The sequence below is a fragment of the Micromonospora acroterricola genome (assembly GCF_003172955.1).
Classification (GTDB): Bacteria; Actinomycetota; Actinomycetes; order Mycobacteriales; family Micromonosporaceae; genus Micromonospora; species Micromonospora acroterricola.
Genome location: NZ_QGKR01000271.1, coordinates 1 through 11,392, shown reverse-complemented (window position 1 = coordinate 11,392; position 11,392 = coordinate 1). Strand labels below are relative to the sequence as shown.

12 protein-coding genes are annotated in these 11,392 nt (G+C 73.0%); 1 reads left to right on the top strand and 11 read right to left on the bottom strand.

What is annotated here, in order from left to right; translation table 11 throughout:
* Nucleotides 1–86 precede the first annotated feature (86 nt).
* The 11 genes from DKT68_RS23760 to DKT68_RS23710 form a co-directional block, all read right to left on the bottom strand.
* Nucleotides 87–1,088, bottom strand: a complete 1,002-nt coding sequence (locus DKT68_RS23760; RefSeq protein ID WP_109819609.1) for an amidohydrolase family protein — start codon at nt 1,086–1,088, stop codon at nt 87–89.
* Nucleotides 1,088–1,612: a 3-hydroxyanthranilate 3,4-dioxygenase gene (locus DKT68_RS23755; protein ID WP_109819608.1), complete on the bottom strand. Its 525-nt coding sequence runs from the start codon at nt 1,610–1,612 to the stop codon at nt 1,088–1,090. Before DKT68_RS23755 ends, DKT68_RS23760 begins: the two co-directional genes overlap by 1 nt.
* On the bottom strand, nt 1,609–2,031 hold the full coding sequence (locus tag DKT68_RS23750) for a RidA family protein (protein ID WP_109819607.1): 423 nt from the start codon (nt 2,029–2,031) through the stop codon (nt 1,609–1,611). The genes DKT68_RS23755 and DKT68_RS23750 overlap by 4 nt, the downstream gene beginning before the upstream one ends.
* Entirely contained in the window at nt 2,028–2,801 is a 774-nt protein-coding gene (locus DKT68_RS23745; RefSeq protein WP_109819606.1) for a 2-keto-4-pentenoate hydratase, read from the bottom strand. Before DKT68_RS23745 ends, DKT68_RS23750 begins: the two co-directional genes overlap by 4 nt.
* Nucleotides 2,798–3,871 carry a 4-hydroxy-2-oxovalerate aldolase gene (gene dmpG / locus DKT68_RS23740; RefSeq protein ID WP_109819605.1) on the bottom strand — a complete coding sequence of 358 codons (1,074 nt, stop codon included), beginning with the start codon at nt 3,869–3,871 and terminating at the stop codon, nt 2,798–2,800. Before dmpG ends, DKT68_RS23745 begins: the two co-directional genes overlap by 4 nt.
* On the bottom strand, nt 3,868–4,797 hold the full coding sequence (locus DKT68_RS23735) for an acetaldehyde dehydrogenase (acetylating) (RefSeq protein WP_109819604.1): 930 nt from the start codon (nt 4,795–4,797) through the stop codon (nt 3,868–3,870). Before DKT68_RS23735 ends, dmpG begins: the two co-directional genes overlap by 4 nt.
* Nucleotides 4,798–4,858: 61 nt before the next feature.
* The gene (locus DKT68_RS23730) at nt 4,859–5,653 is read right to left on the bottom strand and encodes a 2-keto-4-pentenoate hydratase (RefSeq protein WP_109819603.1); all 795 of its coding nucleotides are present in this window, start codon (nt 5,651–5,653) and stop codon (nt 4,859–4,861) included.
* A 22-nt stretch (nt 5,654–5,675) separates the two neighbouring features.
* On the bottom strand, nt 5,676–7,157 hold the full coding sequence (locus DKT68_RS23725; protein ID WP_109819612.1) for a 2-hydroxymuconic semialdehyde dehydrogenase: 1,482 nt from the start codon (nt 7,155–7,157) through the stop codon (nt 5,676–5,678).
* Between the two features lie 23 nt (nt 7,158–7,180).
* Nucleotides 7,181–8,518 (bottom strand): FAD-dependent oxidoreductase, encoded by a 1,338-nt coding sequence (locus tag DKT68_RS23720; RefSeq protein WP_109819602.1) that lies wholly within the window; start codon nt 8,516–8,518, stop codon nt 7,181–7,183.
* A 58-nt stretch (nt 8,519–8,576) separates the two neighbouring features.
* Nucleotides 8,577–9,887 (bottom strand): kynureninase, encoded by a 1,311-nt coding sequence (gene kynU, locus DKT68_RS23715; RefSeq protein WP_109819601.1) that lies wholly within the window; start codon nt 9,885–9,887, stop codon nt 8,577–8,579.
* A 20-nt stretch (nt 9,888–9,907) separates the two neighbouring features.
* Nucleotides 9,908–10,807: a tryptophan 2,3-dioxygenase gene (locus DKT68_RS23710; RefSeq protein ID WP_109819611.1), complete on the bottom strand. Its 900-nt coding sequence runs from the start codon at nt 10,805–10,807 to the stop codon at nt 9,908–9,910.
* Between the two features lie 147 nt (nt 10,808–10,954).
* Between DKT68_RS23710 and DKT68_RS23705 the strand changes: the two genes are divergently transcribed.
* Nucleotides 10,955–11,392: Lrp/AsnC family transcriptional regulator (locus tag DKT68_RS23705; protein WP_109819610.1), on the top strand; the 438-nt coding region annotated here is incomplete at its 3' end.

The following is an 11,392-nucleotide window of genomic DNA, read 5'->3' as shown; positions in this document are numbered from 1 at the left end:
CACCCACGCCGCCCGGCCCATCCGCACTGCCGTGTCGCGCCGCCATCGCCGGTTGGGCCCGGGGAAGGCCGGGGCGGGGCCCGGTCCTAGCCGTACAGGAAGCGCAGGGCGTTGGTGGCGAGGAGCTTGTCGCGCTGGTCGGCCGTGAGGAAGTCGGCCGCGTGGACCACCGCGCCGGCCGGCCGCTCACCCAGGGGGTACGGGTAGTCGCTGCCGACCAGCACCCGGTCCTCCCCCATCGTGTCGACCAGCAACCGCAGGGCGGGCGGCGCGAAGACCACCGAGTCGACGTGGAACCGGTCGAGGTAGCTGCTGGGCGGGCCGGCGGACGCGCCACGGACCAGGTCGCCACGGCGGTGCCAGGCGTTGTCGGCGCGGCCGAGCCAGAACGGGAAGCTGCCGCCGCCGTGCGCGAAGCAGATCCGCAACGTCTCCGGCACCCGGTCGAAGACGCCGCCCAGGATCATCGCCAGCACCGACAGGTGCGTCTCGGCGGGCATCCCGGTGAGCCAGCGGGCCATCCACCGGTCCAGCCGGGGGCCGCCCGGCATGTCCCACGGGTGGACGAAGACCGGCGCGCCCACCTCGGCGCAGTGCTGGAGGAAGGTGACCACCCCGGCGTCGTCCAGGTCCCGGTCGCCGACGTGGTTGCCGATCTCCACGCCGACGTGCCCGGCCGCCAGGCAGCGGTCCAGCTCGGCGCAGGCCGCGTCTGGATCCTGCAACGGCACCTGGCAGAACGGCACCAGTCGGTCGCCGCCGGCCGCGGTGACCTCCAGCGTCAGGTCGTTGAAGATCCGGGCGACCTTCACCGCCTGGTCGGCGGGACGGTCGTAGCTGAAGAAGACCGGGGTCGGCGACACGACCTGAACGTCCACGCCGTCGGCGTCCATGTCGGCCAGTCGGCGCGACGCGTCCCAGCACTCGACGCCGACCGGGCGGAACTCCGACTCCCCCACCATGATCATCGCGGCCCGCTCGGAGTCGACCCGCAGCCAGGGCCAGCCGGACCCACCGCACGCAGCGCCGAGATCCGGCCATCCCTTCGGTACGACGTGCGTGTGCACGTCGACCACGCCTGCCGGCATCAGCCCTTGCCCGGGTGCAGCGTGCCGCAGTTGGCGCAGGTGCGCGCCGCCTCGTCGGCGTAGAACGCCTGGAACACCGGCGGCAGGTCGGCGGCGATGTCCCGGACCTGCAACTCCACCTCGTGCACCCTGTGCCCGCACTCCGGGCAGTACCACTGGAACGTCTCCAGCGTGCCCTCCTCACGGACCCGCTCGACCACCACACCGATCGAGCCGGCCTCCGGTCGCTGCGGCGAGTGCGGGGTGTTGCGCGGCAGCATCCACATCTGACCCTCGCGCACGTGCACCGTACGCGGACCCTCCGGGGTCATCAGGTTGATGTGCATGTTGCCCTTGACCTGGTAGAAGAACTCCTCGTACGGGTCCACGTGGAAGTCGGTGCGCTGGTTGGGCCCGCCCACCACCATCACGATGAAGTCGTCCCCGCCCGGGAACATCTCCTTGTTGCCGACCGGCGGCTTCAACAGGTGCTGGTTCTCCGCGATCCAACCCGGAAAACTGAACGGCTCGGCGATCTCACTCACGACTGACCTCCCGAGGGAAGAAGGGCCACGGCCTGAATCTCGATGAGCAGGTGCGGGTGCGGCAACTGGTGCACCGCCACCGTCGTGCGGGTCGGCCCGGACGCGTCGAAGAACTCCGCCCACACCTCGTTGTAGCCACCGAAGTCGTTCATGTTGACCAGGTACGACGTCACCTGGACGAGGTCGGTGAGGTCGGCGCCGACCGAGCGCAGCAGGTCCCCGATGTTCTCGATGACCGCCCGCGTCTGCACACGGATGTCGAGGTCCGTCGTGCCGAACTCGTCGACGGACACGCCCGCGAAGGTGTTGTCCGGCCGCCGTGACGACGTACCCGACACGAAGACGAACCCGCCGGCCACCTTCACGTGCGGGAAGGCGCCCCGGGGCACGGCCTTCCCGGCCACCACCCGCGCGGTCACGAGGAGGCCCGGAGCGAGGCGGTGCCGAGCTTCTCCACCACGGCACGCACGTGCGCACCCGGGCGCAGCGGCACCGCGGCCGTGGCGGCGCCGGCCAGGAAGACCCAGCCGGACTCCAGCCGCACCCCGTGCCGGCCGGCCAGCCGGATGCCCTCGTCGAGCGCGCGGCGCGGGTCGCCGAGGATCGCCGCCGTCGAGCCGACCTGCACGACGCGGCCGTCGACCTCCAGCAGCACGCCGAGGTTGTCCAGCCCGGCCGGCACCGGCGACCACGGCCCGATCGCGAACGCGGCGGCCGAGGTGTTGTCGGCGATCACGTCCGGCAACGAGAACCGGAAGTCGGCGTACCGGGAGTCGATCAGCTCGATGGCCGGGGCGACCGCGCGGACCGCCGTGGCGAAGTCGCCGACCGGCTCGCCCGGTTCGGGCAGGCGGTCGAGCAGGAACGCCACCTCCGGCTCGACCCGGGGGTGGATGTACGCGGCCGGGTCGACGCTGCCCCCGTCGGGCACCCGCATCGCGTCGGTGAGCCGCCCCCAGATCACCTCGTCGACGCCGACCTGGGCCATCTTCGCCCTGCTGGTCAGGCCCATCTTCAGCCCGACCAGCCGCTCGCCGCGGTCCAGCCGGCGCTGCACCAGCGCCGCCTGCACCCCGTACGCGGTCGGCACGTCCAGGCCCACCTCGGCGGCGAGCTGCGGAATGGCGGTGGCGGTGTCCGCCGCCGCGCCCAGCCTGGCCGCGACGCCTGTGGTGTCCACGCCGATCATTGCGCCGCCTTCTGCTCACGCTGGCCCACCAGGTCCAGCGCCACGTCCACGATCATGTCCTCCTGGCCGCCGACCATCCGGCGCCGACCCAGCTCGACGAGGATCGAGCGGACGTCCACCCCGTACTTCGCCGAGGCCCGCTCGGCGTGCCGCAGGAAGCTGGAGTAGACGCCCGCGTACCCCAGGGAGAGCGTCTCCCGGTCCACCTGGACCGGCCGGTCCTGCAAGGGGCGGACCAGGTCGTCGGCGGCGTCCATCAGCGCGAACACGTCGCAGCCGTGTTTCCAGCCGTGCAGCTCGGCGACCGCGACGAAGACCTCCAGCGGCGCGTTGCCGGCGCCCGCGCCCATCCCGGCCAGCGAGGCGTCCACCCGCACGGTCCGGCCGTGCGCCGCGTCCGGGCCGGCCGGGGCGGAGCCGGTGACCCGGCCGTGCTCCACGGCGAGCACGCTGTTGGCCACCCCGAGCGAAAGGTTGTGGTGGGCGTGGATGCCGATCTGCGTCTCCGGCTCCAGCACCTGCCGGTACGCGTCGACCCGCTGCGCCACGTCGGACATCAGCAGCCGGCCGCCGGAGTCGGTGACGTAGACGCAGTGCGCCCCGTACGACTCCATGAGCTTGGCCTGCCCGGCCAGCCCGGCCGGATCGTTCATGTGCGACATCATCAGGAACCCGGCCACGTCCATGCCGTTCTCCCGCGCCCACGAGATGTGCTGGGCGGAGATGTCCGCCTCCGTGCAGTGGGTGGCGATCCGGACGCTGGTCACCCCGAGCGCCTTCGCCGCCTTCAGGTCGGCGATCGTGCCGATGCCCGGCAGCAACAGGGTGGTCAGCCTCGCCGTGGTCAGCACCTCGGCGGCCGCGGATATCCACTCGGCGTCGCTGGCCGCGCCGTGCCCGTAGTTGACGCTGGAGCCGGCGAGGCCGTCGCCGTGCGCCACCTCGATCGCGGCCACCCCGGCGGCGTCCAGCGCGGCGGCGATCGTGCGCACCTGCTCGACCGTGTACCGGTGGGCGATGGCGTGCATGCCGTCGCGCAGCGTCACGTCCTGCATGTACAGATCCGTCATCGGGCGCTCACCTCGCGTCGCGCGACCAGCCGCTCCGCCGTGCGCAGCGCGGCGGAGGTCATGATGTCCAGGTTGCCGGCGTACGCCGGCAGGTAGTGCCCGGCGCCCGAGACCTCCAGGAAGACCGACACCTGCAACGCGGTGAGCCGACGCCCGAGCGTCGGCACGTACGCCTCGACCCGGTCGAACTGCACGTCCTGCTTGAGCCGGTAGCCGGGGACGTACTCCTGAACGGTCGCCACCATGTCCTCCACCGAGGCGGCGATCGCGGCGGTGTCGGCGTCGGCGTCCGGGCAGAGGCAGTAGACGGTGTCGCGCATCAGCAGCGGCGGGTCCGCCGGGTTCAGCACGATGATGGCCTTGCCGCGCTCGGCGCCGCCGACCACCTCGATGGCGCGGGCCGTCGTCTCGGTGAACTCGTCGATGTTGGCCCGGGTGCCCGGGCCGGCCGACCGGGACGCGATCGAGGCGACGATCTCCCCGTACGCCACCGGGGTGACCCGGCGCACCGCGGCGACGATCGGCACGGTCGCCTGCCCGCCGCAGGTCACCATGTTCAGGTTCGGCTCGTGCAGGTGCTCGTCCAGGTTGACCGGCGGCACCACGTACGGGCCGAGCGCGGCCGGGGTCAGGTCGACCACAGTGCGGCCGTGCGCGCGCAGCACCTCGTCGTGGCGTCGGTGCGCGCCGGCCGACGTGGCGTCGAAGACCAGCTCGACGTCGGCGAACTCGGGCATCGCGACCAGCCCGTCCACGCCCTCGGCGGTGGTCGCCACGCCGAGCCGACGGGCCCGGGCCAGGCCGTCTGAGGCCGGGTCGATGCCGGCCATCGCCACCATCCGCAGGCTGTCGCTGAGCCGCAACACCTTGATCATCAGGTCGGTGCCGATGTTGCCGGAACCGAGCACCGCCACGCCGACGGTCATGAGGCTGTTCCACCTTTCGTTCGCGACTGCGGGGCTCGCAGGACCGGCTCACTCCTCGCGCTCACTGGCCCTCCGCCGAGAAGCAGGTCCGCACCGAGCCGAGCCCGGAGATCCGCGCCTCGTACGCGGCGCCCGGGGTGACCGGCACCATCGGGCCGAGCGCCCCGGAGAGCACAACGTCCCCGGCGCGCAACGGGTCACCCGCGCGGGCCATCGTGCCGGCCAGCCAGTGCAGGGCGTGCAGCGGGTTGCCCAGGCAGGCCGCGCCCGCGCCCACCGAGACCGGCTCACCGGCGTGCTCCAGCACCATCCCGCAGAGCCGCAGGTCGACGTCGGCGAGCCGGCGTGGCGTGGTGCCGAGCACGAACAGCCCGCTGGAGGCGTTGTCGGCCACGGTGTCCACAATGGAGATGTCCCAGGCGGCGATCCGCGAGTCGACGATCTCGATCGCCGGCAGCACGTGGTCGACGGCCCGGACCAGGTCGACGGTGGTGATCCGCGGGTCCGGCAGGTCACCGCCGAGCACGAACGCGACCTCCGCCTCGACGCGAGGCTGGAGCAGCCGGTCGATCGCCACCTCGGCCCCGTCGGGGACGGCCATCGCGTCGGTCAGCATGCCGAAGTCCGGTTGGAACACCCCGAAGCTCTCCTGCACCGCCCGGGAGGTCAGCCCGATCTTCGCGCCGACCCGGCGCTCGCCGCGGCCCTGCCAGGCCCGCGACTGGAGCTGCTGCACGCGGTACGCCGACTCGACGTCGCCCTCCGCCAGCAGGCGGCCGCGCAGCGGCGGGCACGGCCTGCCCGTGGTGCGGGCCTCGGCCAGCTCCCGGTTCGCGGCCTCGATGTCAGCGTTCATGCCCGCTCCTCGCTGCGGCGACTCACGAGAGATCCACGCAGACGTTGGTGAGTTCGGAGTAGAAGTTCAACGAGTGCACGCCACCCTCGCGGCCGATGCCGGACGCCTTCACCCCGCCGAACGGGGTGCGCAGGTCGCGCAGGAACCAGGTGTTGACCCAGACGATGCCGGCGTCCAGCCGGACGCCAGCCCGGTGCGCGCGCCCCACGTCCCGGGTCCACACCGTCGCCGCCAGGCCGTACTCCGTGCCGTTGGCCAGCGCGTACGCCTCGTCCTCGGTGTCGAACGGCGCGACGTGCACCGCCGGGCCGAAGATCTCCTCGCGGTTGGTGCGGGCGTCCGGGCCGAGGCCGGTGAGCACCGTGGGCTGGACGTACGACCCGCCGTCGCGCGCGTCACCGAACGTGGGCGTGCCGCCGCCGGTCAGCACCTCGGCGCCCTCGGCGCGGGCCAGGTCGTAGTGGCCGAGCACCTTGGCCCGGTGCTGGTGCGAGATCAACGGCATGGTCGCCGTGGCCTCGTCGGCGGGCCAGCCGTACGCCAGCTCGCCGGCCCGCTTCGCCAGCCGGGCGGTGAACTCCTCGAAGACCGGACGCTGCACGTAGAGGCGTTCGGTGCAGAGGCAGACCTGCCCGCCGTTGGTGAAGCTGGAGCGCACCGAGCCGGCCACCGCGGCGTCCAGGTCGGCGTCGGCGAACACCAGGCCGGCGTTCTTGCCGCCCAGCTCGAAACTCACCGCCTTCACACCGTCCGCGGCGGCCCGCATGATCGCCCCGCCGGTGGCCGACTCGCCGGTGAACGTGATCGCGTCCACCCCCGGGTGGCGGGTGAGGAACTCGCCGGTCGAGTCCGGCCCGAACCCGTGCACCAGGTTGAACACCCCGGCCGGCACGCCGGCGGCGGCCATCACCTCGGCGAGCACCGTCGCCGACGCGGGCGTCTCCTCGCTCGGCTTGACGACCACCGCGTTGCCGCAGGCCAGTGCGGGGGCCACCTTCCAGGTGAGCAGCAGCAGCGGCAGATTCCACGGCACGATGACCGCGACCACGCCCACCGGCTTGCGGACCGCGTAGTTGAGCGCCCGGCCGCCGGTCGGGGTGACCGTGGTGAACGACTCGGTGGGGGCGGTCGCCACGATCTCCGCGAACGCCCGGAAGTTCGCCGCGCCCCGGGGAATGTCGAGGGTGCGGGCCTGGGCGATGGACTTGCCGGTGTCGGCGACCTCGGCGGTGACCAGGTCGTCGAAGCGACGTTCCAGCTCGTCGGCGACCCGGCGCAGCACCTCGGCGCGCTCGCGCTCCCCCATCCGCCCCCACGGCCCGCGCAGCGCGGCCCGGGCGGCGGCCACCGCGTCGTCCACCGTGGACCGCGACGCCTCGGCCACCTCGAAGACCGGCTCCCCGGTCACCGGGCTGACCTTGGTGAACCGCGACCCGCCGTCGACGAACTCGCCGCCGACGAAGTTGCGCAGCCGCGGCGGCCCGGCCGGCGCGCGGCCGGCCATCAGTCGCGGATCCCAGCTGCCGGTCATGCGCGCCTCCCTCGGCCGAGCGCCGCGCCGATCGCTCCGACCAGCAGCAGCGCGGCGCCGCCTGCGAGCACGCCGAGCGCCCGGTGCTGCCGGCGGACCCGCCGGCGGACCTCGGCGTACGGGGTGGTGGAGAAGGACACCAGCTCGTACTGGGAAACGTACCGGCCGGGCAGCGCCCGTTCCAGTGCGTGCTCCACCCGCCGGCCGAGCTGGAAGAGCGGAGAGGCGACCTTGTCGCGCATCTCCACGAAGTTGGTCAGCGCCATCCTCGCGATGGCCTCGGCGTTCTCCTGTCGCCGGCGCTGGAACAGCGGCAGCGCCGCGGCCCAGTCGTCGTCGCACTCGTCCAGGCAGCGGTCCAGCTCCACCACGTCCTCGAAGGCGCAGTTGGCGCCCTGGCCGTAGAACGGCACGATCGCGTGTGCCGCGTCGCCGAGCAGGCCGATCGTCCCGTTGACCTGCCAGGGGGTGCAGCGGACGGTGCCGAGCACGCCCACCGGGTTGTGCTGGTAGTCGTCCACCAGGTTCGGCGCCAGCGGGACCACGTCCGGGTAGTGCTGGGCGAAGTGCCCCTCGATCGCGGCCGGGCTGTCCAGTGCCGCGAAGCTGCCGGCGCCCTGGTTGGGCCAGAACAGCGTGCAGGTGAAGGAGCGGTCCGGGTTGGGCAGCGCGATCATCATCGACGTGCCGCGCGGCCAGATGTGCAGCGCGTCCGGGTCCAGAGCGAAGTCCCCGCCCAGCGGCGGCAGGGTGAGTTCCTTGTAGCCGTAGTCGAGGAAGTCCACGTTCTCGCGCAGCAACCCGTTCGCCAGCAGTTGACCGCGCACCGCGGAGCCGGCGCCGTCGGCGCCCAGCACCGCCGACGCCTTCGCGGTGACCGGACCCTGCGGGGTGTCGAAGCTCAGCCCGCCGTCGGTCGGGTCGAGCCCGACCAGCCGGTGGTCGAAGACGATCCGCACGCCGGGCAGCGCGGCGGCCGCGTCCAGCAGGGCGTTGTTCAGCGCACCCCGGCTGATCGAGTTGATCGCCCGGTCGCCGCCCGCGCTGTACGACTGGAACTGCGGCTCCCCCTCGACCGGGTGGATCATCCGGCCCCGCATCGGCAGCGCGTCGGTCATCACCTGCTCGGCCAGGCCGATCCGGCGCAGCGCGTCCAGCCCGCGCTCGGAGAGCGCCAGGTTGATCGAGCGGCCCCGCTCCGCCGTGCCGGCGCGCGGATCCGGCCGGCGCTCGTACAGGGCCACCGGGTAGCCACGCCGGGCCAGGAAGCAGGCGGCCAGGCAACCCGCCAGCCCGGCGCCGATGATCGCGACCTCATCGCGTCGCACCGTCACGCCGAATCACCTTTCGTTCGCGACTGCGGGGCTCGCAACCCCGGCTCACTCCTCGCGCTCACCGGGACACCTGCCCGACCGTCGCGGCCAGCGCTGCGGCGGCCCGCCAGCAGTCGTGGTACGTGGAGTAGAGCGGCACCGGGGCGAACCGCACGACGTCCGGCTCGCGGGCGTCGGCGATGACGCCGTGGTCGTACCGCAGCCGTTTGGTCAGCTCGGCGGCCCGGCCGGCGCCGAGCCGCACCGAGAGCTGGCAACCACGCCGCGCGGGGTCGCGCGGGGTGACCACGCGCAACGGCCGGTCGGCGGTGACCTCGTCGAGCAGCCGCTCCAGCCAGCCGGTGAGTCGCAGGCTGCGCGCGCGCAACGCCGGCATCCCGATCGCGTCGAACAGCTCCAGCGAGGTGCGCACCGGACCCATCGCGAAGATCGGCGGGTTGGAGATCTGCCAGGCCTCCACGGTGGCCGGTGGCCGGGACACCGGGGTCATCTCGAACCGGGTGGCGGCCGCCGTGCTCCACCAGCCCTCGAAGCGGGGCAGGTCGGGGTCGCCGAGGTGCCGCTCGTGCACGAAGACGCCGGCCAGCGCGCCCGGCCCGGAGTTCAGGTACTTGTAAGAACACCAGGCGGCGAAGTCGACGTCCCACTCGTGCAGGGCCAGCGGCACGTTGCCGACCGCGTGCGCCAGGTCCCAGCCGACCACCGCTCCGGCCGCCCGGCCGGCGGCCGTGATCGCGGGGATGTCCAGCAGCTCGCCGGTCAGGTAGTTGACCCCGCCGAGCAGCACCAGCGCCACCCGGTCGCCCTCGGCGGCGAGGTAGCCGGTCACGTCCTCGGTGCGCAGCGCGTCCTCGCCGGGGCGCGGGCGCAGCCGGACCACGGTGTCGTCGGGGTCCAGGCCGTGGAACCGGGCCTGGCTGCGCACCGCGTAGCTGTCCGAGGGAAACGCGGCGTCCTCGATGACGATGCGGGTGCGAGCGCCGGCCGGGCGGTAGAAGCTGACCATCAGCAGGTGCAGGTTGACCGTCAGCGAGTTCATCACCACGGTCTCCGCGGGCAGGGCGCCGACCAGTCGGGCCGCCGGCGCCGTCAACAGCTCGTGGTACGGCAGCCAGGCGCGCTCCGCCTCCAGGTGCCCCTCGACACCCAGTCGCCGCCAGGCGTCCAGGTCGGCGAGGAGTTCGTCGCGGGTGGCCCGGGGCTGCAGGCCGAGGGAGTTGCCGGCGAGGTACGCCGACTCGGGGTGACTGCCGCCGTCGGCCGGCGGCACGTGGAACAGGTGCCGGTGGCCCGGGTCGGCCTCGTCGAGGCGGCGTGCCTCCGCCTCGCCGGCGGCCAGGCCCACCGGCCCGTCTTCTTGGGTGTGCACAGGGATGTCTCGCTCTCCGGTCACATCGCGGTGCGGGCCGACCACAGCTCCGGGAAGACCACCCGGGCCATGCTGCGCTGCAACCACGCCAGTCCGGCGGAGCCGCCGCTGCCGACCTTGGCGCCCATCGTCCGCTGGACCGCCTTGACGTGGTTCCATCGCCAGTCGCCGAACTCCTCGGCGACCCCGCTCAGGGCCTCGCCGAGCAGCCGGAGGTGGTTGTCCGGGCCGGTGTCGGCGTAGATCCGCACCCAGGCCGCCTCGACCGACGGCTGCGGGTCGTGCTCGACCGCCACGTCCCGCTCGAGCAGGTCGGCGGGAAGGTCGAAGCCGTGTCGGGCGAGCAGCGCGAGCACGTCGTCCCAGAGGCTCGGGCTGGCCAGGGCGGCGGTGAGTTCCGCGTACACCTCGGTCTGCCGGCGGAACGGCCGGATCAGCGCCGGGTCGCGCAGCCCGAGCAGGAACTCCAACTGCCGGTACATCGCCGACTGGAAGCCGGAGCCCTCGCCGAGCAGGTTGCGGAACCGGTTGAAGTCGGCCGGCGTCATCCAGCGCAGGCCCTGCCAGGCGGCATTGAGCCCCTCCAGGTGCAGCGTCGCGCGGCGCAGGGGGGCCAGCGCGTCCCAGACCCGGTCGGCGCGCAGCAGCCGCTGCGTCTCCCGCAGCTCGTGGCAGGTCAACCCGAAGTACAACTCCATGATCTGGCTGACCACGAGGAAGGACATCTCGCCCGGGTCCGTGCTCAGCGGACGCTGCAACTGGTGCAGGGCGCTCGCCTGCACGTACGCGTCGTAGGGCACCAGCTCGGCGAACTCCAACGTCGGTTCGCCGCCGTTGCGCGCGGCGCGGGCGGCCCGCTGCCGCGGGGTCACCGGCCGCACGGTGGCGCGGTTCGGCGCCCGCCGCTCCGTCTGATCCACCACTGGTCTCCCTCCCCCGGACTGGCCGACGTCATGATCTCGCGGTCAGAACGGCCTGCGGAATGCCGGATCAACGGCTCTGGGCCTGTTCCGTTGACGAACCAACGGCAGGTGGGCGAATCCGGTTCACGAAAGTAAGGTCTGAGCGTGGACGACATGGACTGGGCGCTGCTGCGCGAGTTGCAGGCCGACGCCCGGCTCTCCTTCAGCGAGCTGTCCCGGCGGGTGCACCTGTCACCACCGGCCGTCGCCGAGCGGGTCCGCCGGCTGGAGGAGGCCGGGATCGTCACCGGCTACCACGCCCACGTCGACCTGACCCGCGCCGGCCGCACCGTGGTCGCGCTGATCCGGATGTCCTGCTACGGCGCGCGCTGCATCCTGCACGACCCCGCCGTGGCCGGCTGGCCGGAGATCCTGGAGATCCACCGGATCACCGGCGACGCGTGCAGCATGCTCAAGGTGGCGGCCGGTTCGATCGGCGAGTTCGAGGCGGTCATCGACAGACTCGCCCCGTACGGCCAGCCGTCGAGCACGATGGTCCTGTCCTCCCCGCTGGACTGGCGGCCGATCACCCCGCTCCCGTCC

Bases quoted from the DNA above. Each gene is read 5' to 3' on its own strand.
- DKT68_RS23735 (WP_109819604.1), bottom strand. From the start codon at position 4,797: ATGACCGTCGGCGTGGCGGTGCTCGGTTCCGGCAACATCGGCACCGAC.
- DKT68_RS23725 (WP_109819612.1), bottom strand. From the start codon at position 7,157: ATGGCCGGCCGCGCGCCGGCCGGGCCGCCGCGGCTGCGCAACTTCGTC.
- DKT68_RS23760 (WP_109819609.1), bottom strand. From the start codon at position 1,088: ATGCCGGCAGGCGTGGTCGACGTGCACACGCACGTCGTACCGAAGGGA.
- DKT68_RS23745 (WP_109819606.1), bottom strand. From the start codon at position 2,801: ATGATCGGCGTGGACACCACAGGCGTCGCGGCCAGGCTGGGCGCGGCG.
- DKT68_RS23730 (WP_109819603.1), bottom strand. From the start codon at position 5,653: ATGAACGCTGACATCGAGGCCGCGAACCGGGAGCTGGCCGAGGCCCGC.
- dmpG (WP_109819605.1), bottom strand. From the start codon at position 3,871: ATGACGGATCTGTACATGCAGGACGTGACGCTGCGCGACGGCATGCAC.